Source organism: Bradyrhizobium sp. HKCCYLRH1034 (assembly GCF_051168375.1).
Classification (GTDB): domain Bacteria; phylum Pseudomonadota; class Alphaproteobacteria; order Rhizobiales; family Xanthobacteraceae; genus Bradyrhizobium.
Map to the genome: position 1 here is coordinate 77,368 of NZ_JBNPUW010000010.1, position 22,755 is coordinate 100,122.

28 protein-coding genes and 1 pseudogene are annotated in these 22,755 nt (G+C 64.8%); 11 read left to right on the forward strand and 18 right to left on the reverse strand.

Annotated features, from left to right (window positions below):
• Together ACQR0W_RS23330 and ACQR0W_RS23335 are read right to left on the reverse strand one after the other, a co-directional pair.
• Nucleotides 1-753 carry a hypothetical protein gene (locus ACQR0W_RS23330; RefSeq protein WP_315717680.1) on the reverse strand — a complete coding sequence of 251 codons (753 nt, stop codon included), beginning with the start codon at nt 751-753 and terminating at the stop codon, nt 1-3.
• 222 nt (nt 754-975) lie between these two features.
• Entirely contained in the window at nt 976-1,371 is a 396-nt protein-coding gene (locus tag ACQR0W_RS23335) for a hypothetical protein (RefSeq protein ID WP_315717679.1), read from the reverse strand.
• A 318-nt stretch (nt 1,372-1,689) separates the two neighbouring features.
• Here ACQR0W_RS23335 and ACQR0W_RS23340 point away from each other — a divergent pair, with 318 nt between their 5' ends.
• Nucleotides 1,690-3,114, forward strand: coding sequence for an acyltransferase family protein (locus tag ACQR0W_RS23340; protein ID WP_316170847.1), 1,425 nt, complete (start codon nt 1,690-1,692; stop codon nt 3,112-3,114).
• Between the two features lie 129 nt (nt 3,115-3,243).
• The gene (locus ACQR0W_RS23345) at nt 3,244-3,456 is read left to right on the forward strand and encodes a hypothetical protein (RefSeq protein WP_315717677.1); all 213 of its coding nucleotides are present in this window, start codon (nt 3,244-3,246) and stop codon (nt 3,454-3,456) included.
• Between the two features lie 75 nt (nt 3,457-3,531).
• Here ACQR0W_RS23345 and ACQR0W_RS23350 read toward each other — a convergent pair whose 3' ends face one another.
• Nucleotides 3,532-3,771 (reverse strand): hypothetical protein, encoded by a 240-nt coding sequence (locus ACQR0W_RS23350; protein WP_409999270.1) that lies wholly within the window; start codon nt 3,769-3,771, stop codon nt 3,532-3,534.
• Nucleotides 3,772-4,227: 456 nt separating this feature from the next.
• On the opposite strand from ACQR0W_RS23350, the gene ACQR0W_RS23355 reads away from it, so the two are divergent.
• Complete coding sequence (locus tag ACQR0W_RS23355) at nt 4,228-4,413, forward strand: hypothetical protein (RefSeq protein ID WP_315752594.1); 186 nt, start codon at nt 4,228-4,230, stop codon at nt 4,411-4,413.
• Between the two features lie 158 nt (nt 4,414-4,571).
• Nucleotides 4,572-4,766: a hypothetical protein gene (locus tag ACQR0W_RS23360; protein WP_315827831.1), complete on the forward strand. Its 195-nt coding sequence runs from the start codon at nt 4,572-4,574 to the stop codon at nt 4,764-4,766.
• Between the two features lie 66 nt (nt 4,767-4,832).
• On the opposite strand, the gene ACQR0W_RS23365 is transcribed toward ACQR0W_RS23360, so the two are convergent.
• The 4 genes from ACQR0W_RS23365 to ACQR0W_RS23380 all read right to left on the reverse strand — a co-directional run bounded on the left by ACQR0W_RS23365 (nt 4,833) and on the right by ACQR0W_RS23380 (nt 7,255).
• On the reverse strand, nt 4,833-5,279 hold the full coding sequence (locus tag ACQR0W_RS23365) for a host attachment protein (RefSeq protein ID WP_315717673.1): 447 nt from the start codon (nt 5,277-5,279) through the stop codon (nt 4,833-4,835).
• A gap of 70 nt (nt 5,280-5,349) precedes the next feature.
• The gene (locus ACQR0W_RS23370; RefSeq protein ID WP_315752592.1) at nt 5,350-5,763 is read right to left on the reverse strand and encodes a DUF3775 domain-containing protein; all 414 of its coding nucleotides are present in this window, start codon (nt 5,761-5,763) and stop codon (nt 5,350-5,352) included.
• Between the two features lie 202 nt (nt 5,764-5,965).
• Nucleotides 5,966-6,430, reverse strand: coding sequence for a hypothetical protein (locus ACQR0W_RS23375; protein WP_315752591.1), 465 nt, complete (start codon nt 6,428-6,430; stop codon nt 5,966-5,968).
• A gap of 114 nt (nt 6,431-6,544) precedes the next feature.
• Nucleotides 6,545-7,255 carry a hypothetical protein gene (locus ACQR0W_RS23380; RefSeq protein ID WP_316187173.1) on the reverse strand — a complete coding sequence of 237 codons (711 nt, stop codon included), beginning with the start codon at nt 7,253-7,255 and terminating at the stop codon, nt 6,545-6,547.
• A gap of 222 nt (nt 7,256-7,477) precedes the next feature.
• Between ACQR0W_RS23380 and ACQR0W_RS23385 the strand changes: the two genes are divergently transcribed.
• A complete protein-coding gene (locus ACQR0W_RS23385; RefSeq protein WP_315717669.1) occupies nt 7,478-7,861 on the forward strand; it encodes a VOC family protein in 384 nt (127 codons plus the stop codon).
• Nucleotides 7,862-7,877: 16 nt separating this feature from the next.
• Here the strand turns inward: ACQR0W_RS23385 and ACQR0W_RS23390 are convergent, their stop codons facing one another.
• The 8 genes from ACQR0W_RS23390 to ACQR0W_RS23425 all read right to left on the reverse strand — a co-directional run bounded on the left by ACQR0W_RS23390 (nt 7,878) and on the right by ACQR0W_RS23425 (nt 16,702).
• Nucleotides 7,878-8,339, reverse strand: coding sequence for a hypothetical protein (locus tag ACQR0W_RS23390; protein WP_315752605.1), 462 nt, complete (start codon nt 8,337-8,339; stop codon nt 7,878-7,880).
• A 120-nt stretch (nt 8,340-8,459) separates the two neighbouring features.
• A complete protein-coding gene (locus tag ACQR0W_RS23395) occupies nt 8,460-11,141 on the reverse strand; it encodes a PAS domain S-box protein (protein ID WP_315827826.1) in 2,682 nt (893 codons plus the stop codon).
• Nucleotides 11,142-11,254: 113 nt separating this feature from the next.
• The gene (locus ACQR0W_RS23400) at nt 11,255-12,058 is read right to left on the reverse strand and encodes an NUDIX hydrolase (protein ID WP_315717667.1); all 804 of its coding nucleotides are present in this window, start codon (nt 12,056-12,058) and stop codon (nt 11,255-11,257) included.
• Nucleotides 12,059-12,060: 2 nt separating this feature from the next.
• Nucleotides 12,061-13,014, reverse strand: coding sequence for a dihydrodipicolinate synthase family protein (locus ACQR0W_RS23405; RefSeq protein WP_315717666.1), 954 nt, complete (start codon nt 13,012-13,014; stop codon nt 12,061-12,063).
• A gap of 75 nt (nt 13,015-13,089) precedes the next feature.
• Nucleotides 13,090-13,968 carry an SDR family oxidoreductase gene (locus ACQR0W_RS23410; RefSeq protein ID WP_315717665.1) on the reverse strand — a complete coding sequence of 293 codons (879 nt, stop codon included), beginning with the start codon at nt 13,966-13,968 and terminating at the stop codon, nt 13,090-13,092.
• Between the two features lie 86 nt (nt 13,969-14,054).
• Nucleotides 14,055-14,915: a MaoC family dehydratase gene (locus tag ACQR0W_RS23415; RefSeq protein WP_316187172.1), complete on the reverse strand. Its 861-nt coding sequence runs from the start codon at nt 14,913-14,915 to the stop codon at nt 14,055-14,057.
• Nucleotides 14,916-15,164: 249 nt separating this feature from the next.
• Nucleotides 15,165-15,554, reverse strand: coding sequence for a Zn-ribbon domain-containing OB-fold protein (locus tag ACQR0W_RS23420; protein WP_315752583.1), 390 nt, complete (start codon nt 15,552-15,554; stop codon nt 15,165-15,167).
• Nucleotides 15,554-16,702: a thiolase domain-containing protein gene (locus ACQR0W_RS23425; RefSeq protein ID WP_316165024.1), complete on the reverse strand. Its 1,149-nt coding sequence runs from the start codon at nt 16,700-16,702 to the stop codon at nt 15,554-15,556. Before ACQR0W_RS23425 ends, ACQR0W_RS23420 begins: the two co-directional genes overlap by 1 nt.
• Nucleotides 16,703-17,766: 1,064 nt before the next feature.
• Between ACQR0W_RS23425 and ACQR0W_RS23430 the strand changes: the two genes are divergently transcribed.
• Nucleotides 17,767-18,501: a metallophosphoesterase family protein gene (locus ACQR0W_RS23430; protein ID WP_316165023.1), complete on the forward strand. Its 735-nt coding sequence runs from the start codon at nt 17,767-17,769 to the stop codon at nt 18,499-18,501.
• Nucleotides 18,502-18,563: 62 nt separating this feature from the next.
• On the opposite strand, the gene ACQR0W_RS23435 is transcribed toward ACQR0W_RS23430, so the two are convergent.
• Nucleotides 18,564-19,292, reverse strand: a complete 729-nt coding sequence (locus tag ACQR0W_RS23435) for a sulfite exporter TauE/SafE family protein (protein WP_315752581.1) — start codon at nt 19,290-19,292, stop codon at nt 18,564-18,566.
• A 38-nt stretch (nt 19,293-19,330) separates the two neighbouring features.
• Nucleotides 19,331-19,513: a hypothetical protein gene (locus tag ACQR0W_RS23440; protein ID WP_315752580.1), complete on the reverse strand. Its 183-nt coding sequence runs from the start codon at nt 19,511-19,513 to the stop codon at nt 19,331-19,333.
• Between the two features lie 119 nt (nt 19,514-19,632).
• Here ACQR0W_RS23440 and ACQR0W_RS23445 point away from each other — a divergent pair.
• The 5 genes and pseudogenes from ACQR0W_RS23445 to ACQR0W_RS23465 all read left to right on the forward strand — a co-directional run.
• Nucleotides 19,633-19,746 (forward strand): annotated as a pseudogene (locus tag ACQR0W_RS23445) (LysR family transcriptional regulator); the annotation flags it as partial.
• 134 nt (nt 19,747-19,880) lie between these two features.
• Complete coding sequence (locus ACQR0W_RS23450) at nt 19,881-20,204, forward strand: ArsR/SmtB family transcription factor (RefSeq protein ID WP_315717658.1); 324 nt, start codon at nt 19,881-19,883, stop codon at nt 20,202-20,204.
• Nucleotides 20,201-20,611: an SRPBCC family protein gene (locus ACQR0W_RS23455; RefSeq protein WP_315717657.1), complete on the forward strand. Its 411-nt coding sequence runs from the start codon at nt 20,201-20,203 to the stop codon at nt 20,609-20,611. The genes ACQR0W_RS23450 and ACQR0W_RS23455 overlap by 4 nt, the downstream gene beginning before the upstream one ends.
• Nucleotides 20,612-20,647: 36 nt before the next feature.
• On the forward strand, nt 20,648-20,869 hold the full coding sequence (locus ACQR0W_RS23460) for a hypothetical protein (RefSeq protein WP_315717656.1): 222 nt from the start codon (nt 20,648-20,650) through the stop codon (nt 20,867-20,869).
• Between the two features lie 170 nt (nt 20,870-21,039).
• On the forward strand, nt 21,040-21,675 hold the full coding sequence (locus ACQR0W_RS23465; protein ID WP_316170854.1) for a LysE family translocator: 636 nt from the start codon (nt 21,040-21,042) through the stop codon (nt 21,673-21,675).
• A 199-nt stretch (nt 21,676-21,874) separates the two neighbouring features.
• Here ACQR0W_RS23465 and ACQR0W_RS23470 read toward each other — a convergent pair whose 3' ends face one another.
• Nucleotides 21,875-22,633: a DUF4336 domain-containing protein gene (locus ACQR0W_RS23470; RefSeq protein ID WP_316170855.1), complete on the reverse strand. Its 759-nt coding sequence runs from the start codon at nt 22,631-22,633 to the stop codon at nt 21,875-21,877.
• Nucleotides 22,634-22,755 lie beyond the last annotated feature (122 nt).

The following is a 22,755-nucleotide window of genomic DNA, read 5'->3' on the forward strand; positions in this document are numbered from 1 at the left end:
TCACCCGATCGGGAAGATGCCGAGCAAGGTGCCCGCCAGTGAATAGAGGGCACGATCGTCGATGATGTCGCCCTTGATGATGGTCACCGTATATTGGGCCGAGCCCAGCGCAGCATATTGCACCGTGATGCCCGCCTTCCACGTCGTCGCGCCGATCGTGATATCAGCGGCGAGGACCGCAGTGATCTGGGACTGCGAGACGATCGGCGTCCAGACCGGAATTCGTCCCTGGTACTGGAATGAGACGTAGGTCGTGTTGTTGGTGTCGCCGCTCGGCGTCGTCACCACGTTGCTGTTCGGGCTGGTCGGGGTGTTCACCGTCGGCAGCGCCGTGAAGGCCGCGCGCGGATATTCCTCGGTCCGCGCGGTCGCGGATGGCGCTGCCTTGACATCCAAACCGATCGGGAAGATGCCGAGCGTCACGCCCTGGAGCAAGTAGAGCCCACGATCGTCCACGATCTCGCCCGAGATGATGGTCACGGTGTACTGGGTCGATCCCAGCGCCGCATACTGGATCGTAATGCCCTTGCGCCAAGTCGTTGCGCCGATCGTGATGTCAGCCGCCAAAACGACCTGAGGTTGTGCCTGCGAGACCACCGGCGTCCAGACCGGAATGCGCCCCTGATACTCGAACACGAGCTGCGTCGTGTTGTTTTGATCGCCCGTCGGCGTCGCGACGACCTCGGTGTTGGGGCTTGTGGGAGTGGTAACGACGGCAGGAGCCGAAAAACGCACGCCTTCATGATGAGCCATGGCTATCTCCTTTTATAAAACACAGATCAAAACCCGCAGTACGCAACTGCCGGCGCGGCTGAAACGAATGGAAAATCGACTAAGCTACCAATGATTGAAATCTATCAGAGGTTGTGGCGTGTAACAGGGTTCGCGACGGTGGTCAATCGGGCCAGATCACAGTCTTCCCCCAACGCCCGGTCACATTCTGGTGTTTACATTTCGGGCGAAGCCGGGCGCCGCTCAGCGGCTGACTTGTTTCCGAAGCATCTGCATCGCACGCTTCATCGCTGCGGACCGGATGAACGAGCCGAGCACGAATCCGGTAAAGCTGCTCTCCTTTCCGGAATCGACAATCTCCCCGCTCATCGTGACCGTGTAGTAGCGACCCATCGGGTGCATGGTCACCGTCAGCCCCTTGCGCAGGACAATGCCTGCAATTGCAATGTCCTCGGTCAGTTCGACCTCTACTTCGCCAATCGACACCAGCGCTCTCCAGCACGGGATCGTACCGTTGAAAAAGAAGGTCACCCAGGTGCTGTCATTCGTGTCGAACGTTGCAGCCACCTGCGCATTGCAATTCGTCGTCAGCTGGGTGTTGACGGTTTGATCGGTGAGCTGAGATGGCGCAGCGGGCAAGGCGGCTTCCGTCCTCGTTCAAGCGCTCAGCGTCATGCAAAATGACCAGCCGGAGGGTGACAAATAACTAGCCTCCGCCGGTTTGCGAGTCCATTTGCAATCCGGTCCCGGCCCCCGCCCGGACGGGGGCTCCGCACCCCACGCAGGTGCGACCATGGCCCTGGCCGTCACCTCCCGCGGATCGAGGAGTCCCGGCGGCTTTTCGCAACGGGCACGATCCGCTGCAGGAGCTGCTCTACCCGGATTTCTTCAAACTCTGTCGGCCTGTTGCCCGACCTTCCCGCCGATCGTCTGCCGCGCCGGGAAATCGCTCGACCGTTGGCCGCCGATGCCAAGGCTAATTTTTCTATATTTTTCAGTTCGTTGACAGCAACGTGCAACGCCGCCACGGCGGACGTCGGAGCGATCACGGTGCAGAGTCATCTCTGGCCTGAACGCCAGATCGTCGCTCGAGCGGGCGGCAATCCCGTCTCCGGCCGGCGTCGGGTTGCCTCCAGGCCCTGCTGTTTCTACAACAGCCGGAGCGCCTCCCAAGCATCAGGACCATCCCTCAAAGTGAACGAGCAACGCTTCATCGGCTCGCTGACCGGCTTACGCTTCGTCGCGGCCGCAACGGTCGCCGTCGGCCATGGCGCCCCGTCGTTGGCGCAAGGCCTGCTGCCCGAGCTCATCGCACAAGTCAGCAGCATCGGAATGACAATGTTCTTCGTGCTGAGCGGATTCGTCCTGTGGCTCAACTATGCCGCGCGCTTCCAGTCGCAACCGCTCGGAGGCGCTCTTCGCGAATTTGCCATCGCGCGCTTCGCCCGGCTCTACCCCATGTACGCCGTGATTACGCTCGCAGTCGTCGCATACGTCGTGATCGCGCGAGGTCTCTCGGCCCCGTCGCTCGGCTTCATCCTCACGATGACGCAAGCCTGGTTTCCCGTGCAGAACGGCACCGTGCTGGTCGCAGTCGTGCCGTCGCTGCAGCACCTCTGGTCCATCAGCGTGGAGCTGTTCTTCTACCTGCTGTTTCCATTCGTCTGCCTGCTGTTTGCAGCCGTCGTCCGGCTGCCCACGATCATCTGGATCGCGCTGGCGAACATCGTGACGTTCGCGCTGACGATCGCGGCCGCCTTCACCTTCGGCGATGCGTTGCTACGGGCCGCCGCGCCGAGCCTTACGCAAAACGGGATGCAGTGGCTCACCTACTACTCTCCCTATCTTCACATCGCTCAGTTCCTGGCCGGATGCCTTGCCGCCATGATCTACAGGAACCGCGCGGATGCCTGCGTCGGTGACCGGGAGCGACGCTGCGTGAGGCTCCTGTTCTGGCTTTCGCTGGCGAGCCTCGTCTGTGCGCCTGTGCTGCTGTTTCTGCAGCCTCGTCTGCCCGGCTGGTCGTTCGCGATCGAACTTGCCGTACGTCTCATCGAGATCTCGGGATTTTCGATCGTCTTCGTCGCAGCCAGTCGGTACGGTCATGCCGCTTGGCTGTCGTCCAGAGCCCTGATCATTGGTGGCGAATGCAGCTATTCGATCTATCTGCTGCATCCCTTTCTCATTCGGCTTGCGATGATCGGAAAGTCAGATGCTCCTGGCGCTCTTGAGCTCGCGCTGCGGCTCGGTCTGTTCGTTGCGATTGCGACGGCGATGGCCTGGGTCACCTACATGCTCATCGAGGCGCCCTCGCGAACATGGTTACGGAGAGCCTTCGGCACCAGCGCACCGCGCGACGTGATCCATGCGAGCCCGGTCTGAGCGCGCCGGCTCATCGGCCGGCCCGTGCTTCGCGGTGCCTTTCTACCAGCGGTTTATTCGGACCATTTTGCACCAATTTAACATGATTGCCGCCAATCTCAGGCCTCCGGAACGGCAAGGGATGCAACGATGATTGTTGAGATCAAGGCGATGTGCGAAGCCAACGGGACCGTCCTTGCGACAACGAGCTACGACGATACCAACGAACGGGCGCGGGCGGTCGCGGTCATCGCCCTGCTCGAACAGGTGCTGGCGCATTCGGAGACCGCTGGGGATCAGCGCCTGTTCACTTTGGACGTCTCGCCCGTGTCGCCAACGGCAGCAGCTTCGTCTGCCTCCTGATACAAGGCACGGCAAGGCTCGCGGCAGCCGGCAGTCCGATCCACGCTCCCGCGCCGATGATCAGCCATCGTATGTTCACCTGCTGACACAGGCCTTCGCCTGTTTGCTCCATTTGAACGCGGTTCCGCACGGCGGCCTTGGCCGAGCGCCCGCAGGGCATTCGTTCCACACCGGCGCTCCTACCTCCCAGCCATTCACGACGCAGCCGCCATTCGGCGCGACGTGGCACCCAGGGCCGCACGACTCATTGGCGACCAACCGGCCCGCCCCTGCCGCAAGGCCGGTCAGCAGCACAACCCAAAACATCAGCCTCATCGCTTCGCTCCATTGGCTCTGAGGCGACGAGCCCCTGCGACCGCGCCCCAGCGGAAACCATGAAGGTGCCAAACCGTTCCTCCGACTGTCCCCGCCTGCTCGGGCTGAGATTTCGTCGGAGATCGTCGCCGCCAGCCTGTGACGAAACACCGCGCCGCCACCACACTCCAGCCCTACTACGCGCACGACTGCGCCATATCCGTGCACGGGAATGGGAAACCATGTAGCGAGAAGGTTTTCACCATGTTGGGCGATGATTGCGCAGCCTGGGCGAGCCGGAAGCGAAAAAGTCACCTCTCCACGCCAGTTGATCAAGGCGTTGGGGCGCGCGCGCTTAGAAACGTGACGAGCCAAACAACATCAGGAGCCGGCGGCACGAACTGCCGGCCAGCCTTGGATCGTCCGGATGCGTGCCGGACGGGCCGTGGCGAATGCAGGGAGCGATAGATCGACATCATGACACGAAAGCTTTCAGTCCGCGAAGTCATCGCCAGATCCTATCCCAGTTGGGACTATGCCATGGCGGACCGGTTGATCGCATGGCTCGATCATTGCGGTTACGAGATCGTGGAGAAGAAGCCGGAGCGCACCGCGGCTCTCGTGACCGATGACGCGCGGCCACACCTGATCGGCGCTCGATGAATGGAGCCCCTTCCGCCGGGGCGCTGTGAACGATCGGCGCTCCTCAAGTGGCAGCGCTCGGGCGGCGCAGGAACTGCGCATCCCGTTCTGGGGTTCAAGATGACAAGACCAACGCTCGACGTTTCATCGAGCACCATGAGATCAGGGAAGGATCACCAATGTCTCGCAAGCTCACACCACGCCAGGTCATCGCACGCTCCTACCCGACCTGGGATTACGCCATGGCCGATCGCCTGATCGCTTGGCTGGATGATTGCGGCTACGAGATCGTCGAAAAAGGAGCTGCGCACCTGGGCGCAAGCTTGGTGCCTGCTGCGCCGGAATCGACACCGTCGCATGAAAGCACACATTGATCCCGTCGCGGTCACCGGGACCGCGAACAGGGTCTCCGGACAGTCATTGGCATGAGAAAGCCCGACTCAGGCGAGCAGTTGTTTTTCGATTTCGTAGACCGGAAGCTTGACCAGATCCTTGTGGACCTCGCCATGCAGCACCTTTCGTACCGCGTCGGAATAGTCGGCGCGGATGATCCCGAGCGCGCGCGGCGACGCCACCATCGTGACGGCTTTGGTTTCGCCTGAAATGACAGCATGATGCAGGCGATCAGCAAGCTGCTTGAGAAAGGCGCGCTCAGCCTGATCATGCCAATCCGTCTGATCCACTGAACTCCGAGCATTGCCGAATGACTGCTGCACCGAGCCGGGAGCGTCGGTGCCCTGAGCGCTCGTGCGGTCGTTCTCCTGCTCACGGACCTCTTTGGTGTGCAGGTTCGGAAACATGCTGTCACCGACGTTCTCGAGGATCAGCGCCTTGCGCCCGTCGCACACGACGATCCAATCACCGGTTCCGACCTTCATCTTGTCCATGAGATTACTCCATCATCCGAATTGCAGCGAAGAATGTGCTGGCGAGCCCATCGGGAGAAACTGCCCCCAGCTATATGCCTTCTTCGAAATCTTCCAAGGAAAGGCCGAACTCCGAGAGAGCCTCCTCCAGATAGTCGCCGAGCATCGGAGTTTCGATCAGGTACGTCGCGGTGCGATTGTTGTGTGCCTGAGCGGCCTGCGCACGAAGCTCATCCCAATTGTCCAGCGAGCCGTCGCCCCGGCCCAGCCACATCAGCGTGACCAGATCGATCTGTTCGTCGACATTGAGGCCCCTGATGAAGCTGACGAGCTCCGACCTGTCAGTGTTCAGGCCTCGCCCAGCGGTACCGGGCGCCGCGTCGTCATCTGCCAAATCTGCCAGCAATTCGGGTTCGGTCGCTTCCATTTCGTGCTTGTGGATTTTGGTCACGACGAAGGCGACCTTCTCCGGCGAGATTGAGAGGGTGGGCGTGGTAGTCGTCATTCAGCGTCTCCTGGGTCCCCGGGCAAACGCTCCCAGGTCCCATGCAGAGACGCTAGGCGTTCCGGAAGGAGCGCACTTTGCGCAAGATCAAGGCAGCGTGGCGGCGTGAAAAACGGCGCAACAGCCCGCGCGAGTTCAACCGCCCCGCGGCGCGATTGCATCGGGACTGCTTGGATCGACCAGGGACTGCGGGCGATCGATACTACCAGGTCCAATCGAAAGAGCCGACACGCGGCTGCTGCGCGACCAGGATCATCGGTCTGCCCGGATGAGCTCTTGCGGTCCTTCGCTTCTTCACCTCTGCAGCCGGCTTGCCTGTGTCGGCAATCCGGGTCGCGCGAGGCTTCTCGGCGGCCTTCACTGCCGCAACCTGCGGGTTGGCCTCGACGGCGCTCATCTGCGCGAAGGCGTCTCGGGGACTGCTCTTGGCGACTTCTGCTGCAGGCTGCTCCGCCTTCGCGAGCTTCACCGGAGCTGGCGTGGCGATCGAGGTGTCCATCACGATCCGCTCCGGCCACTTTCTCGTGGACTGAATGCGCACCGGGGGAAGATCCGACGCAGACGACAGGCTTGCAGGCAATGGCACGCTGGGAAGCACGGCATCCGCCAGGACGAGCAGCGCCAGCAGAGTTCCACCGACGAACATAAAGTAACGCAGAATGGGCATAATTTACCGCTCCGTCGGCACCTGCGCCGACATCCACCTAACGGAGGATCATGACAGTATGTTCCCGCGTCGAACGCTCGGGTTCAAAGACCGCGGGAGACTAGCGCGACATAATTAGATTTTCGTCGCTGCAACCAGCGCGCATTTGGCCGCGCTGACGTTAACGTTGACGAATCCGACATGGACCGCCACGAAGGTCTTCCGGCTGCGCGACCCGACTTGGCCGGGCACGATCCGTCGGCGGTCGGTGACGTGACCACCGTCCCGCCGGCTGAAGGCGCAGGTGATTTCGACGTCCTTGATTGCGAAACTGTTGGCATTCCGTAGCGTGAAGGTCACCAGCGCCTTCGATCCAAGACCGCCGCGCCGCCAGGACTGGGAACTGATCCGCAGGCCGGACAGAGCCGCCGGGTCGAGCGCAGGGGATGACGCAGGCGGCATCGTCGGCGACAGGCTGGCATTCGCGTCCATGACGTTCCGGCCGGAGCCGACCACGGGGGACGAATCGGGGTGCGGATTGGATGCATCCGCCAGACTGGGCACCACGGGCGAGAGCCGACGCGACGTCTCAGTCCCGTCCTCGTCTCCTTCGTAGCCGCTGCTCGGGGGGGCCGATCCGACCCGCGTGAGGCTGGGGTCGGCCACCTCCTCCTCTTCGACCGACATGATCAGCCACCCGACTGTGCTGAACATGACCAGCGCGAAGATGGCCAACCCCGACACGGCGGCTCCCAAAGGGATGGACGCTCCGTCGCTTCGGCGCATGGCCAGCGACGCCGCGGCATCGGGCTTGCGTCCCAGCAAACGAAAGAGACCCGCGCTCATGTCTGCACCATCGGCTGCCCGGCGGGGGCATCTGGAAGCTTCAATCGGCAAACATCGATAGGGTTGCATGCAAAGCCGACAATTGGAGGGCAGGCCCGGATACCGGTCGGTCGGGCGGGCTGGCGCGGCCGCTGACAGACCGGTAGACATCCGCACAGTTGCCGACACCTCAAGAAACGCCGCCCCGCCGCGGGCGGTTCACTCTTTCGAAAGATCTCGACGATGTTGAATGTCACGTGGGACCACATCCATCTCCGCAGTCCGGACCCGGAAGCCACCGCCAGCTGGCTTCACGACATTCTCGGCGGCGAGATCATCCGCAATCCCGGCCGCATCGACGTCAGGCTCGGCGGTGCCAGCGTGTTCATCGCCAAGGTCGAGCCGGGCGACGGCGTCAACGCGCCGCCTATGACGCCGCACCAGGGCCTCGATCATTTCGGCCTCACCGTGAAGGACATCGACGCCGCGGCCGCCGAGCTCAAGGCCAAAGGCGTCACCTTCACGACCGAGCCGACCACGATCCGCCCCGGTGTTCGCATCTGCTTCATCCGCGGGCCGCAGGGCATTTCCATCGAGCTCCTGGAGCGCGACAAGAAATACGTCTGACCGCCGCCCCGCACGGCTACGTCATGCTGCCCGGCATGAAGCAGCGAATCTGGAGGCCCTGATAGCCGCGCATCGGCCATACCATGGTGCGGCCGACACGGTTGGGCTCGGTGATCACAGCGTCGTCGGGAACATCGAGCCATTCCCCCTCGATACGGACGCGGTAGTGACCGCCCCTGCTCTCCCAGTCGACATCGCTGACGGCGCTGCCGTCGGCGTCAGAGCAGCATGGGCCCTTGCCGCTGCGCAGACCGTCGAACCATGCCTTGATCTCCGGCGACGAGTTCGCATACTGGCCGCGATCACGCGCCAGTGACGGTGGCGCGGCGAGTGCGATCAACAGCGCCGCACTGCTGACTTGGACAGGCGGCTTCCATCGCGCGACCGCCTGCCGCCTCGAACCCGTGTTGCTGATGTCGGCACGATCAGCGCGATGCGGCCCATGGCCGCGGGACACGATCCATTTGCTCATTTCCATCTGGTCCATCTGGCTCCTGCACCACCCCAGGGTGCGCGGGATGGAAATGCATCAACCGGGCCAGATTTCGATTCGATCTCGGCTTCGTGAGAGTCAATCCGGGGGGTTACGCAGATCTCCCTACTCGGCCGCCTGCTCGAGAGGTGCGACCCGCGGCAGAATGATCTGGATGCGCGTGCCCGCGCCAGGCTCGGAGTCCAGATCGAGCCGGCCGCCGAGCCGGCTGGTCACGATGCTGTAGACGATGTGAAGGCCCAGGCCGGTGCCGCCCTGGTCGCGGCGCGTCGTGAAGAAAGGATCGAAGGCGCGGCGGCGGACGTCGAGCGACATGCCGCAGCCATTGTCGGAAAAGACGATCTCGACATTGTCGCGGCCGGACTCCCGCGCCCTGATTTCGATCACACCGCTCCTGCCGTCCGGAAACGCGTGCGCGACCGCATTGAGGAACAGATTGGTCAGGACCTGCCCGTAAGGCCCGGGGTAGCTGTTCATCACCAGATCGGGCTGGCAATCCACGTTCACCGTCAGGTTCTGTCTGCGCACACCCGGGCGCAGGCTCATCACCACCTGCTCGGTGAGATCGGCGAGATCGAAGGTGCGCTGATCGGAGTAGTTGCGGTCCGCTGCAACCTGCTTGAACGACTGGATCAGTTCGGCCGCGCGATTGAGGTTGGCGACGAGCTGCCCCGCGGCGCTGCGGCTCATCTCGATGAACTCGTTGAGGCTCGACCGCCGCAGCTCACCCCGGGTGACCGCCTCGCCGAAGCGCTCGGTCTTGCGCTCGAGCGCGGAGGCGACCGTCAGGCTGATGCCGACGGGGTTGTTGACCTCGTGGGCAACGCCGGCGACCATACGCCCGAGCGCCGCGAGCTTCTCGGCTTCGATCAGCGAGGCCTGGGTGTCGCGCAGGTTCCGGAGCGCCGTCTCGGCGGCCTCCTTGGCCTTGCGCATCTCCAGTTCGCTCTTCTTGCGCTCGCCGATGTCGAGCGCCACCGTGACGATCTTGTCGACCTCGCCGTCGGCGTCGAGAAGCGGCAGCTTGTTGACCAGCCATTGCCGCATGACGTTGCATGAATCGAGGTATTCCTCCTCGTAGAACCCGAGGCCGGCCTTCGTCGCCAGCACGCGCTTGTCGTTCGAGTCCGTCTTGTTCGCGCCGTAGCGCGACATCAGCTCGCCCGTGGTGCGGCCGAGCGCATCCTCGGGCTCGACGTTGAAGATGCCGGCCATGTAGCGGTTCATCAGGACATAGCGCAGCTCGCGATCCTTGACGTTGATCACCGCCGGCACCGTGTCGATGACCTGCTGCAGCAATCGCCGGCCTTCAGCGATCGCGTCCTCGGCGCGCTTCTGATCCGTGATGTCGCGGACCACGCCTTCGTAGCGAACCACCTCGCCGTTCTCATCCCGCACCACCGTGCCGCTGTCGGAAAGCCAGCGGATCTCGCCGGTGCGCCGCCGCACCTGGTATTCGAACTCGCGCACCATGCCGTCGCGCCGCATCAGCCGCTGATAGCGTTCGCGCGCCAGGGGATGGACATAGATCGTATCCGCGATGTCGTTGACGCTCTGGATCAGCTCGCTCGCGGATTCGTAGCCCATGATGCGCGCGAGCGCCGGATTGGCATTGAGCACGAGACCACTCGGTGTGGTCACATAGATGCCGTCGATCGAAGCTTCGAACAGCTTGCGATAGCTCTCCTCGGCCAGCCGCTGCTCGGCCAGCGCGCGGACCGCCGCCTCACGCGCCGCGTCGGCATCCTGCAAAGTCTGCCGGAAGACTTCCGCCGCCCGCGCGATGTCGCCGATCTCGTTCTGAACGTCGGTCTGCGGGATCGACGCCGCCTTTTCGCCCGCCGCCAGCGCCCTGATCGAGCGCGCGATCGAGGCCAGCGGCCGCACGGTGCGCCGGACCACGAAGGACGCAGCGAAGATGCCGATCAGAACGCCCGCCGTGCCGAAGATGATGCTTTGCCATTTCGTCTCCGCCAAGGTGCGGGCGAAGTCGCGCGACAGCACCTTGCCCTGGCTTGCGCTCAGGGCGCGCAGCAACTCGGTGACCCGGCCGATCAGTCGCCCCTCGATGCCCAGCACCTCCTTGTCGAGGCGCGCGATCTCGTCCTCGGTGCCGGCAATGGCGATGATCGCCTCGGCATACCGGTCGGCGGCCGCACGAAGCGCGCTGTCCTCGATCGGCATTGCGCGCATGCTGCGGGCGGCCTGCTCGGCGCCAGCCGGGTCGCGCGCCAGCAGCGCCGCGCCGACCTGATTCTGCACCTGGAACAAGGCCCGCGCCGTGGCGCGATCAGTCAGGCCGGCGATGGCGTCCTCGAAGCTCTCGCGCGCCGCCGGCAAACCCGACAGCAGCTCGGCACGCCGCGCGATCAGCGCGCTGATGCGGTCGATGCCTTCGCGGTAATTGGCGAGCCGCTGGGCAACGCCGTCGATGGTCGCCTGCTGCTCCGGTGCGAGCTGCAGGCGCGTCTTCTTCAGGAGCGCGCTGAGCTCCGTCGCCGCCTCCATGGCACGGTCGGAGCGCGAGCCGGGATCGGTGACGAAATCGCGCGCCGCGAGCCGCAGCTCGTTCATGCGCTGGTCGATCTCCTCGGCGAGATCGCCGACGCCCTGCAGCCGCTGCAACTCGGCAAAGGTCGAATCGATATGCCGAATGGCGATCACGCTCGCCATGCTGGTCGCGGTGATAACGGCAAGCAGCAGCAAAAAGCTGCCAAAGATCATCCGCCCGATCGTCATCGATCGGAGGCTGCTGCAGGCCGTGTCGAGGTCCGGTAATCTACTCATGGGATCCGATGGTCGGAACCGCACTATATACGAGCCGCTGGGCGGCCAAATGAACATATAGAGAACAATTTTCGTCCGCGCATCATCCGCCGGACGAAAAATAGCCTGTGCGGTTAACCGGCCGCACCGAACTCGAACACCTCCCCATCATAGCCCGCCTCGCGCGGAATGCGCAGCTGGCGACCGCCCTCGGCGGTCTTGGTCATGACCGGCATCACGGTGACGATGTCCATGTCCCGCGCCGCCGCCAGGGCGTCGGCCACCGCGGGCTGCTTGCCGAGCCGGATCAGGTTGCGCGTGGTCGGGAACGGCAGCTTGAACCGGCCGTCCTCGCCGCCAGCCAGCGCCTCGCGCGGCGAGACCCAGACGGAGTCGGTCGATTCCCGGCCGTCATGGGCGCCGAGTTGGTCCGGCGGCGCCGCCGCCAGAAAGAACCAGGTGTCGAAGCGTTTCGGCATGCCCTCGGGCGTGATCCAATGGGCGTAGGGAACGAGCGCATCGAGCGCCAGCACCAGACCGTGAGCTTCCAGAACCTGGAGAAAGCTGATCTTGCCCTCGCACAGTGCCAGACGATGCGCCGCCTCGATGTCGCGAGCGGCAGCGGCATCGATCAGCGCGTCCGATCGGCGCAGCCGCGCCAGCAGGATGCCGCTCTCCTCGAAGGTCTCGCGCACCCCGGCGATGCGGAAGCCGAGCGCCTCGGCTTCAAGACCCTCGTCGCCGGCATAGAGCTCCGGCCTGCCGGCGATCTCCTGATCGCCTCTGTCGACGCTACCGCCGGGAAACACCAGGGCGCCCGAGTTGAACTCGATCTGATGGTGACGCACCATCATGAACACCTCGATCTCGCGCGCGACTGCGCTGTCGCGCAGCAGCAGCACGGTCGAGGCGGGACGGACGGCGGCAGCGTCAGCCATGGTCACTCCGCGGCGGTGGCACGAGGTTGCAGATTGGCACGCGCGTCGTAACGCGCCACGCGCGACAAGAGATAGTCGACCTCGGCCCTGGCCGCGGCCGTGATCGCGGAGGCCGGCTTGCGCTGCGCGCTGGAGGCGATCGCGCCGCGCTTCTGCAGCACGTATTTGCGCACGGCGAGCCCTGCCCCCGGCTGCTGCTCGTAGCGCACCAGCGGCAGATGCGCGTCGAACAGGTCATGCGCGGCGTCGCGCTTGCCCGCCTGCGACAGCTTGACCACGTCGACCAGCATTTCAGGGAAGGCATAGCCGGTCATGGCACCGTCGGCGCCGCGCTCCATCTCGAAGTCGAGGAACAGGCCGCCATTGCCGCACAGGATCGACAGCGGCCGCAGCGAGCCGTCCTTCTGGAACGCGCGCAGCGTCGAGATCTTCTCCAGGCCCGGCCAGTCCTCATGCTTGAGCATCACGCAGGAGGGGCTGTCCATGACGATCTTGCGGATGACGGCCGGCGTGAACTGGACGCTCAGCGTCAGCGGGTAGTCCTGCAGCACCCACGGAATGTCCTCGCCGATGGCCTCCTGGGCCTGCTTGAAATAGCCCGTGATCTGATCATCGGTGCGCAGGCTCGGCGGCGGCGCGATCATCACGCCGGCAGCGCCCGCATCCATCGAGGCGCGCGCCAGCGCGCGCATGGTGGCAAAACCCGGCGCGGAGACACCGACGATGATCTGCAGGTTCTTGGCCCGCTTGGCAAAGCGCACTGCAACCTGCTCGGATTCAGCGGCGTCCAGCTTCGGCGCCTCGCCCATGATGCCCAGCACGGTGATGCCGTCGCAGCCGGCCTCGGCATAGAAATCGACCAGCCGGTCGATCGAGGCCTCGTCGATGCGACCGTCATCATGGAACGGCGTCGGCGCGATCGCGAAGGTGCCTTTGGCGGCGGCGGTGAGCTTCATCTCGTCTGGTCTCCAATCTCTCTGGCGTCATTCCGGACGCGCCAGGCGCAGGCCCGGAATGACGACCTGAATACATCAAAACCGCCGTGCGGACTTGGCTATATCGGCCTCCGAAAAGAATATCTCCTCTGCATGGGCGGCGATGTCCTCCGCTTTCCACGCCGACGACGGCGGTTTCCAGCCGTCCATTTCCATCATACGCAACTCGCGCACGCCGCGCGGACCGGACACGCCGAGCACCTTGCCGGTCTGATCCCCCGAGAGTCTGCTGACCATGTAGAGCACGGCTGGCGCGATGCCCTCGGGCGTCAGCGCCGCGCCCGGGTTTTCCTTGTAGCGCGGCAGGTCCGCGGTCATGCGGGTCAGTGCGCCCGGCGCCAAGGTCCACACCCGGATGTTGTACTTGCGTCCCTCGATCGCCAGCACGTTCGACAGGCCCCAGATACCGCCCTTCGCGGCGCCGTAATTGGACTGGCCGAAATTGCCGATGAGGCCCGATGTCGAGGAGGTGTTGACGATGACACCGCCGCCATTGTCGCGCATCCAGCGAAACACGGGAAGCGTGCAGCAGAAGGTGCCCTTGAGGTGCACCTGGACCACCTTGTCCCAGTCGGCCTCGCTCGACTTGGCGAAGGTCTGGTCGCGCAGGATGCCGGCATTGTTGACCAGGATGTCGGCGCGGCCGAAATGGCGGATGGCATCGTCGAACACCGACTGGCCGCCGGCCATGGTCGAGATGTCGGCGCCGTTGGCGACGGCGCGGCCGCCTTCAGCGGTGATGGCCGCCACCACCTGCTCGGCCATCGACAGGTCCGAGCCGGAGCCGTCGCGCGGGCCACCGAGATCGTTCACGACCACCGCCGCGCCCTCGCGTGCAAACAGTTTGGCGTAGGCCTCGCCGAGACCGCCACCTGCGCCGGTGATCAGCGCCACCTTGCCGTCGAGCAGTCCCATGGATGTCTCCTCCTGCGCCGTGTCTTTTGTTGCCCGTCATGGCCGGCCATGACGGCAACTAACAGACGTGCCTCACATGGCAATAATCAACCCAGCACGGTCTTGCCGTTCTTGATCACGGTGACGTTCCGCTCCTTCACCCGCGCCTCGAACGAGATCACGTCGCCGTCCTTCCACAGATCGACCGTCACGGTCTCGCCGGGAAACACCGGCGAGGAGAATCGCGCGGCGTGCTGGCGGAAGGCTGACGCATCGTAGTCGGCGTAGGTCTGCAGCACGGCGCGGCAGGTCAGGCCGTAGGTGCACATGCCGTGCAGAATCGGCCGCGGGAAGCCGGCGCGGCGCGCGAATTCGGGATCCGAGTGTAGCGGGTTGCGGTCGCCGCAGAGGCGGTAGATCAGCGCCTGGTCGGGCCGCGTCGAAATCTCGACGCTGCGGTCGGGTGCACGCGACGGCACCGGATGCGGGTCGGGGATGCCGCCGGAGGGACCGCCGAAGCCGCCGTCGCCGCGGGCGAAGCGCGAGGCCACCAGGGTCGCCAGCGGCGCGCCGCTCTCGTCGCGCAGGATGGTCTGGTGGCGGATCACGGCACCCTTGTCCTTGCCCTTGTCGGACACCGCGAGCACGGAGGAATCCGCGGTGATCTTCGCCGCCACCGCCAGCGGCTTGTGAAAGGTGATGTCGCGCTCGCCGTCGACGACCAGCACGCGGTTCAGCTTCATGTCGCCGGGGCCTGCGCCCCAGGCGGCGACGGAGGCAAAGGTCGGCACCACCTTCAGTGGACGCGGCCCGGCCGTGGCCTCGTTGACGAAGGCAAGCTCCTTCTCGTCCATCGGATCGGCCCCCATGCCGATGCCGTAGGCGTAGAGCATCACCTCGCGATCGGTGTAGGCGTAGTTCTGCCCGATCGCCTTCATCGCCATCAGCTCATCGTAGTTGATCGGCATGTTGCCTCCCCAAACCTCGTTCTTTGTAGGGTGGGAAAAGCGAAGCGTGCCCACCGCCTTTCTTGGTAGAACGGTGGGCACGGCGCTCTGCACCTTTGCCCACCCTACGCACTCGTCGTGGAGCACACCGCTCGTTCCGCATCCGTCATTGCGAGCGGAGCGAAGCAATCCAGGGCTGCGCAAGGACTCTGGATTGCTTCGTCGCTTCGCTCCTCGCAATGACGCGTGGATGCATCTTTGCTCCCTCTCCTAAACCGGCGTGAAGAACGGCAGCGGGGCGCCGTCGGTCGGCTTGAACACCACCTTCACCTTCTGGCCGATCTTCAACGCGTCGAAATCGCAATCGACGAAATTGGTCTGCAGCGACGGGCCCTCCTTCAAGGTGACGTAGCCGATCGCGTAAGGGCCGGTCGGCGACTTCCGCATGATCGAGAACGTGTAGATTTCCCCCTCGCCCGCGCTCTGCTCCCACACCGTCTGGTCCGAGAAGCAGAACGGACAGATCGAGCGCGGAAAATAATGCGCCTCGCCACAGGCCGTGCAGCGCTTGATCATGAACTTGCCCTCGGCCGCGGCATCCCAGAACGCCTTGGTCTCGGGATTGGTGATGGGGGCCGGCAGTTTCTTCGCTTCGGACATCAGACGCGCTCCAGAATGCAGGTCGAGGCGGCGTGGCGCACGCCGAGCAGGCCACCGGTGCCATGGGCGATGGCGAGATCGCAGTTTTGCACCTGCACCTTGGGATGGGCTTCGCCGCGCAGCTGGCGCACGGCCTCGATCACCTTGGTCATGCCGCCGCGGTTGACGGGATGGTTGCTGCAGAGGCCACCGCCATCGGTGTTGAACGGCAGCTTGCCGACACCGGAGATGAGATTGCCGTCGGCGACGAACTTGCCGCCCTCACCCTTCTTGCAGAAGCCGAGATCCTCGAGCTGCATCAGCACGGTGATGGTGAAGCTGTCATAGATCGAGGCGTATTTGATGTCCTTGGGGGTCACACCCGCTTCCTCGAAGGCGCGCGGGCCGGACCACACACCGGCGGAATAAGTGAGATCGAGGTTCTTGCCGCCGCGCGGCCCCTTCATCGCCTCGCCATGGCCGATGAGACGCACCAGCGGCTTCTTCAGACTCCTGGCGATCTCCGGCGTGGTCACGATCAGCGCGCCGCCGCCGTCGGTGACGACGCAGCAGTCCATGCGGTGCAGCGGATCGGAGATCATCGGCGAGTTGATCACGTCCTCGACCGTGACGACCTCCTTCAGCATCGCATGCGGATTGTACTGCGCGTGATGCGAGGCCGCGACCTTGATCCAGGCGAGCTGCTCCGACGTGGTGCCGTAATCGTGCATGTGGCGCATCGCGCACATGCCATAGGCGTTGTGGGTGGTGGCGCCATAGGCCATCTCGAAATCGGCCTCGGCGCCAGCGGCACGCGGCGGCATCGGCCCGGTGCGCGGCTTGCCGGCCAGGGTGATCAGCGCGATCGAGCATTTACCGGCGGCGATGGCCTCGGCGGCATGGCCAACATGGATGAGATAGGAGCAGCCGCCGGTCTCGGTGGAGTCTATGTGCCGGACCTTCAGCCCGAGATAGTCGACCATCGGCCACGCGCCGCCCGGCGCGTCGCCGGCGCAGAAATAGCCGTCGACATCCTTCGCGCTGAGACCCGCATCCTCGAGCGCGCCCTTGGCGACCTCGGCATGCAGCTGCGCGGTGGATTTGTCGGGTGCATGCCGGGTCGGATGCTCATAGATCCCGGCAATGTAGGCCTTGCCCTTGATGGTCAACTCCGTCTCCGCTTCCTGTCGTTTCGTCCCGGGTGGTTGGAGATTTTTTGGACCGTTGGATAGAGCTTGGCAAGCGTGGAAAATATTCCGCAGGGTGGAGATGGTCACACCCGAGCGACATATTTCGATGTTGCACGCGACAGCGCCCACGCTGTCATCGTCCGGCTGACCGGACGTCCAGTCGTCCAGGGATCGCAACGATTGAATCGAGACGCCGCGGCGTACTCGATCGCCCGTTCAAGCCGGGCGTTGACAGCGGAGTGCGTGGTCGGCCTCTTGCAAAAGCCGCGCTTTCTCGTTCCCGCGACAGATCCTGCCCGAGTCATGCTCATCTCGTTTGCCCTCATCAAGTCGGAGGGCGCAGGGAAGGCCAGGCGTCGGCTGACGCCTGCGGCCCGCCTGCGAAAAAAATGCAGGCGGCAGGTACCACAGGTGCAGCCGAGAACGCCCGGCCTTCCCTGCGCGATGGTCTTCACGCTTATACGCAGTCTGCCTGGTGCGCCGGGCTTGTTGGCCACCATTGCCCGCGCGGCGCGCAAGCGCCGTCGCGAACGTAGCACCAGCGTCGGGGTGCCAGCACGCTGCGACTTCGCGTCCGCGGCCTCGCCGTTCGTCCGCGCATCCAGGGACACGCTGCGGCAAAACCACGGCCATCGCTCCCCGCCCCGCGTGTCGTGACGATCGCGCGCTACGCCCCTCCGTACCGAGACGGGATACGCACAATAGAGCATGATTTCTGATATTCGTAAAGAGAAATCTTTGGGCTGGAATGGTGCTTGCTGAACCGCTCCAACGAAGCAGCCGAGATATTCCAAACCGCTCTGCGGTCGCTACCGCACGACAACAAGGGCGGCGCCGGAGAATAGCGTTTCAGAGATCAGCGGCAACACGGCTCGAGCTGCACGCCTGCTGCCTACAGGTTGTTCGCCCCCGACGGCCCATGCTATCAACACCGTCAAGCGCCGATTTGACCATCAGCTTGCGGGCGCGTCTCAAAATGCAGCTAAAGCGAACGGGTCCCGCATGGAAAATCCCTGCCGGCCGTTCTCTGAACGGAGGCTCCCATGCGGTTTGCGGCCATTGCCGACATTCACGGAAATTCCGACGCGCTGGCCGCGGTCCTGAAGGACATTGCGGCGCTCGGCATCGATGAGGTCGTCAATCTCGGTGATCATCTCAGCGGCCCGCTCGAACCGGTTCGAACGGCGGAGATGCTGATGGCACGCGACTTTCCGTCGATCCGGGGCGATCAGGACCGGCACATGATCGATCTCTATCGTGCGGGAGACACGGGGCGCAGCGACGTCCGCGCCCTCGATCAGGTGCATGTCGGCTGGTTGGCGGCGCAGCCGGCGACGCTGATCTATCACGACGACGTCTTCCTGTGCCATGCCGCGCCGGACGACGACGCCGTGTTCTGGCTCGATGAGGTCACCGCCTATGGCACGCTGCGTCAGAGCCCCCTTGCGCGTATCGAAGCACGGGCCGCCGGCATCGATGCCTCGCTGATCCTGTGCGGACACAGCCACATTCCGCGCATTGTCCGGCTCAGCGATGGCCGGCTCGTCGTCAATCCCGGCAGCGTCGGGCTACCCGGCTATCGCGGCCGCCCTCCGCACGGCTACCACGTCGAGACCGGGACGCCCGATGCCTGCTATGCGATCGCGGAGCAACGGCTTGGACGGTGGTCGCTGACAATCCGCTATGTGCCGTACGATCCCGCGCGGATGGCGGCACTCGCACGACGCAAGGGCATGCACGACTGGGCGAATGCCATCGCGACCGGCTGGGTCGGGTGACGGCCGTCGCCGGCCCTCATCGCAGGGCGTGTCGGCGCCGGCGCGATTGAGCCGGCCGGGGGTCAGACAACAAGCAGCACACCGGACAGCAGCAGAATGCTCAGGATGAGCCTCCTGAACAAGGTGTCGTTGACCCTGCGGAAGGCGAAGATGCCGAGCGCCGTGCCGGCGAGCAGAGCCGGAATGCTCAGCGCGAGATCGACGATCACCCTCGACGACAGGTCCTGCCGGGCCAGCATCATCCCCAGCGAGGCGATCTGCATCACGGCAATGAAGGGCTGCACCAGGCCGCGCTGGTCGGTTTTCGGCAGGCCGTGCATCTCGCACCAGATGGTCGGCAGTGCTCCGGGCATCGCGGTCAGGCCACCGATCAGACCGCCGCCGAATCCGACGATCGCCGTGCGATGTCTGCTCATGCGTCGAACGCTGCCGAGGCCGGGCTTGAACAGCATGGTGGCGGCGTAGATCGCAATCGTCGCTCCGAACACCTGCTGAAACAGCCGGGCGTCCGCGTTGTGCAGCAGCCAGAGCGCCAAGGGCACGCCGAGCAGCCCGCCCAGGATCAGGACCAGGCTGTCCTTCCACCGGATGCTGTTGCGCAACGCCCACAGATTCGTCGCCTGCACGCCGACGCTGCACGCCATCATCAGCGGCACCGCCTCCAGCGGTTGCAGACCATGCAGCAGGATCGCGCCGGCCACGGCCGAGAAGGCAAATCCGGCCAATCCGGAAACGAAGGCGCCAGAGAACACGGCGGCGCTGAGCAACAAGAAAGAGGCGAGCCCGGGCATGAATATCTCCGGCTGATGAGGGTTGAAATGAGCGAGCTTCAATCGTGGGATGGGAGCGTCGAAACCGGCTTCGCCTGCGTGCCGTCCCGCATGGCAGCACCTCGCAGGATCGCACCGGCGACAACGTGCAGGAGCAGAAAGATGGCGAGGACGCTCGCCGCCAGCGCCGCCTGCGGCGTGATCGACAGCTTGCGCCGCGGCGGGGTCTCGTTGGCCTGCATCTCCGTCACCTCCAGCTACTGCTGTCAGGCTGGTAGCACCGCGACGTCCCCTGGCCGTCCCTTGTGCCGTGATCCCGGAGCTCGTCACGAAGGCGTGTTCGGCGGCGGAGTCTTGTTTGCTCGCCGTGCGGCTGCTGTCGCGCACGACGCGATCGGTCGCTCCCACCGAGGCCGGCGAGCGTCTGCTGCACCGGATCGGGCCGCGGTCCGAGAAGATCGAAAGCGAGCTCGTCGGGCAGACCACACCCGCCTTCGCGGTTCTGTGCGAGGCGCTACGCCATCGCGCCTGACCGGCGAAGGATTCCGCTTGACTAATCCATAACCAACCGGTTATGCGTCAATCCATAACCAATGAGTTATGGATCGAATGCCGCGCTCTCCCGACATGCTGTTCCGAACGCTTGCCGACCCGACGCGGCGCGCCATCTTCGAAGGCCTGTGCCGGCATGGCGAGCAGACCGTCGGGGCGCTGACGGCCAAGGCCGGCGTATCGCAGCCGGCGGTGTCGAAGCATCTCGGCCTGCTCAAGCAGGCGGGCCTGGTGCGGGAGCGTCACGAAGGCCGCCAGACGCATTACCGCGCGCAACCCAAGGCGCTGGCGCCGCTGCTCGACTGGACGAGCCGGATGGCTGCGTTCTGGGAGAGCCGGTTCGACCAGCTCGACACTCTGCTCAACAGGATGGATCAATGAGCTCACCCGCGCCAGAAACCCGCACCGTCGTCGTCGAGCGCGAATTCGCGCATCCGCCCGAAAAACTCTGGCGCGCGCTGACGCAGCCGCATCTGATCGCGGAGTGGCTGATGACCAACGACTTTGCGCCGTCGGTCGATCATCGCTTCAAGCTGAAGGCCGACTGGGGCGTCGTCGACTGCCAGGTCGTGACCATCGAGCCGCACAAGACGTTGTCCTACACCTGGGCGGCGGCCGGCCTCGACAGCGTCGTGACCTGGACGCTGACGCCGACCGCCTTGGGCACGCACCTGCGCATGGAGCAGACCGGCTTCGCAGCCGACCAGACCCGCGCCTATCAGGGCGCACGCTACGGCTGGCCGAAATTCTTCGATGCGCTCGAACAGAGCGTCGCGCGCCTCGGCTGAGGCGTGCGCATCACGACGTCATCAGGGGAGAAGCACTTGAACTGGAACAACACCGTCCGGCAGGTCCATCGCTGGGTATCGATCGCCTTCACGGTCGCCGTCATCATCAACATCGCCGCGATGACGCAGACGCAAGCCCCGCTGTGGGTCGGCCTGCTGGCGCTGATTCCGCTCATCGTGCTGCTCGGCACGGGGCTGTATCTGTTCGCGCTGCCCTACGTCGCGACGAAGTTGACCGCCTCGCGGGTGGAGCGCTGAACGGGCAATCGCGCCCAGCGGCGTTTTCCGGGAGGGAGTCAAGCCTCTTGGCGATCCGGCAGGTCGAGCGTGCGTCAGCGAAGACGATCGCTGGCCGCCTCCAAGGAACGTCTTGCGTTCGCGGCCGAACCGCGCCCTATTGGCGCGTCTTCCAACGAGGCTATTCTGACGTGAACGCTCTTACGCTCTTCAGCTTCGCCATCGTCGCCTTCATCGGGATCGCGACCCCCGGTCCGACGGTGCTGCTGGCCCTCACCAACGGCTCGCGTGTCGGTGTACGCCGCGCCTGGGCCGGCATCGCCGGCGCGGTGGCTTCGGACTTCATCCTCATCGGCGCCGTCGCGGTCGGCCTGGGCGCGCTGCTGGCCGCTTCCGAATTCTGGTTCTCGGTCGTGAAGTGGACCGGCGTGGCCTACCTCGCCTATCTCGGGCTCATTCTGCTGCGGTCCAGCGGGTCGATCGACCTTGCGGCGTCCGCAGACGGCAAGGACGGGTCACGACAGCCGCACGCGCTGTTTCTGAAAAGCTTCCTCGTCGCGATCACCAATCCAAAGGGCTATCTGTTCTTCTCGGCATTCCTGCCGCAGTTCGTGGTGCCGTCCGCGCCGCAGCTGCCGCAATATCTCACGCTGGCCCTCACCTTCGCGATGCTCGATGTCCTGATCATGCTCGCCTACGCGAGCGCGGGCTCGCAAGCGATGCGTTTCCTCAAGCGCTCCGGTGCCCTCTGGCTCGATCGCATCTGCGGCGGCGCGCTGCTGAGCCTTGCCGGCGCCCTTGCGCTTTACCGGCGAGCCGGCCCCTGACCCGGCCGCGCGTCGCGGTCGTCCACCTACTCCGCCGACCGCCGCATGTGGCGCTCGGTCACCGTGCGCATCGTCACCAGCTCCTCCGCGGCCGAGGGATGCCTGGCGCCAACCTCAATCGCACGAGCTTATACGTCCGTCGCGGGACGAGAAAAGCACGGCATCACGAAGGCCGGTCTCGTGAAGCCCAGCCGGCGGTTCAAGGCCGCAGCAACCAGCAGAATGCCTCGCGCAGGATCTCGGTGCCGTTCGTCCGGTGCCAGGCGCCATGGGCGATCACGATCCGCTCGGGATGCCACGCCAGCATGGTCTCGACCGCGGCCCGCAACTCGGGTCGGTGCCGCCAGGTAAATGTCAGCCGGAGATCGCGCGGCAGGCCGCCATGCGGCGGACCGACGCCCCCGATCCAACTCAGGTAGCGCGCCAAGCCGGCACCGATCTTGGCCGGCTCGAAATTCTCCATCAGATCGGTCAGGATCAGCGTGCGCGAAGGGCGATGGAAGAACACGACCTCCGTCATATAGCTGCCGAGGACGGGCAAGGTCGCGATCTCATCATCCCAGGGATAGCCACCGCTATGATCCAGTGGCCTGCCCTGGAATTCGATGCGGCCCTTCGCCTGCGCGCGAATGCCCGGCGCCAGATAGATTGCCGCGTGGGGAAAGGCCGCCTGCCAGTCGGGGATCCACCAATAGTGGATGCGATTCGGACCGATGATGTCGCGCACCCGGCCTTCCCGGTCGATCTCGGCCCGCAGCGCCGGCGTCAACGGCGTGGGCGAGTGGATGAACAGATCGCCGGAGGCGCAGCGCACCACGGTCATGCGGGTGGGAAACGGAAATTTCAGCCCGGGAATGCCGAAGCGGATCAAGGGCCCGTCGACGATCCAGATGTTCTCGGCAACGGGCTTCAGGGTGTTGAGCGGCGGATAGGTCGCAAGGCAATCATCTTGGGACATGCTGGTCGCTCTCCAACCGCTGAACGGTTCCAACGGCAGCATGCCCGATCGGCCACGGTGTGGACCGTCGTCAGACCATGAGCACCGGCCCACGCAGTCGCTACGGACGCCGGCCGCGCACG

What these genes read in the sequence shown, in the direction of transcription:
- ACQR0W_RS23330 (WP_315717680.1), bottom strand. Translation starts at nt 753, where the DNA reads ATGGCTCATCATGAAGGCGTGCGTTTTTCGGCTCCTGCCGTCGTTACC.
- ACQR0W_RS23345 (WP_315717677.1), top strand. Translation starts at nt 3,244, where the DNA reads ATGATTGTTGAGATCAAGGCGATGTGCGAAGCCAACGGGACCGTCCTT.
- ACQR0W_RS23350 (WP_409999270.1), bottom strand. Translation starts at nt 3,771, where the DNA reads ATGAGGCTGATGTTTTGGGTTGTGCTGCTGACCGGCCTTGCGGCAGGG.
- ACQR0W_RS23355 (WP_315752594.1), top strand. Translation starts at nt 4,228, where the DNA reads ATGACACGAAAGCTTTCAGTCCGCGAAGTCATCGCCAGATCCTATCCC.
- ACQR0W_RS23360 (WP_315827831.1), top strand. Translation starts at nt 4,572, where the DNA reads ATGTCTCGCAAGCTCACACCACGCCAGGTCATCGCACGCTCCTACCCG.
- ACQR0W_RS23365 (WP_315717673.1), bottom strand. Translation starts at nt 5,279, where the DNA reads ATGGACAAGATGAAGGTCGGAACCGGTGATTGGATCGTCGTGTGCGAC.
- ACQR0W_RS23370 (WP_315752592.1), bottom strand. Translation starts at nt 5,763, where the DNA reads ATGACGACTACCACGCCCACCCTCTCAATCTCGCCGGAGAAGGTCGCC.
- ACQR0W_RS23375 (WP_315752591.1), bottom strand. Translation starts at nt 6,430, where the DNA reads ATGCCCATTCTGCGTTACTTTATGTTCGTCGGTGGAACTCTGCTGGCG.
- ACQR0W_RS23380 (WP_316187173.1), bottom strand. Translation starts at nt 7,255, where the DNA reads ATGAGCGCGGGTCTCTTTCGTTTGCTGGGACGCAAGCCCGATGCCGCG.
- ACQR0W_RS23385 (WP_315717669.1), top strand. Translation starts at nt 7,478, where the DNA reads ATGTTGAATGTCACGTGGGACCACATCCATCTCCGCAGTCCGGACCCG.
- ACQR0W_RS23390 (WP_315752605.1), bottom strand. Translation starts at nt 8,339, where the DNA reads ATGGAAATGAGCAAATGGATCGTGTCCCGCGGCCATGGGCCGCATCGC.
- ACQR0W_RS23395 (WP_315827826.1), bottom strand. Translation starts at nt 11,141, where the DNA reads ATGAGTAGATTACCGGACCTCGACACGGCCTGCAGCAGCCTCCGATCG.
- ACQR0W_RS23400 (WP_315717667.1), bottom strand. Translation starts at nt 12,058, where the DNA reads ATGGCTGACGCTGCCGCCGTCCGTCCCGCCTCGACCGTGCTGCTGCTG.
- ACQR0W_RS23405 (WP_315717666.1), bottom strand. Translation starts at nt 13,014, where the DNA reads ATGAAGCTCACCGCCGCCGCCAAAGGCACCTTCGCGATCGCGCCGACG.
- ACQR0W_RS23410 (WP_315717665.1), bottom strand. Translation starts at nt 13,968, where the DNA reads ATGGGACTGCTCGACGGCAAGGTGGCGCTGATCACCGGCGCAGGTGGC.
- ACQR0W_RS23415 (WP_316187172.1), bottom strand. Translation starts at nt 14,915, where the DNA reads ATGCCGATCAACTACGATGAGCTGATGGCGATGAAGGCGATCGGGCAG.
- ACQR0W_RS23420 (WP_315752583.1), bottom strand. Translation starts at nt 15,554, where the DNA reads ATGTCCGAAGCGAAGAAACTGCCGGCCCCCATCACCAATCCCGAGACC.
- ACQR0W_RS23430 (WP_316165023.1), top strand. Translation starts at nt 17,767, where the DNA reads ATGCGGTTTGCGGCCATTGCCGACATTCACGGAAATTCCGACGCGCTG.
- ACQR0W_RS23435 (WP_315752581.1), bottom strand. Translation starts at nt 19,292, where the DNA reads ATGCCCGGGCTCGCCTCTTTCTTGTTGCTCAGCGCCGCCGTGTTCTCT.
- ACQR0W_RS23440 (WP_315752580.1), bottom strand. Translation starts at nt 19,513, where the DNA reads ATGCAGGCCAACGAGACCCCGCCGCGGCGCAAGCTGTCGATCACGCCG.
- ACQR0W_RS23450 (WP_315717658.1), top strand. Translation starts at nt 19,881, where the DNA reads ATGCCGCGCTCTCCCGACATGCTGTTCCGAACGCTTGCCGACCCGACG.
- ACQR0W_RS23455 (WP_315717657.1), top strand. Translation starts at nt 20,201, where the DNA reads ATGAGCTCACCCGCGCCAGAAACCCGCACCGTCGTCGTCGAGCGCGAA.
- ACQR0W_RS23470 (WP_316170855.1), bottom strand. Translation starts at nt 22,633, where the DNA reads ATGTCCCAAGATGATTGCCTTGCGACCTATCCGCCGCTCAACACCCTG.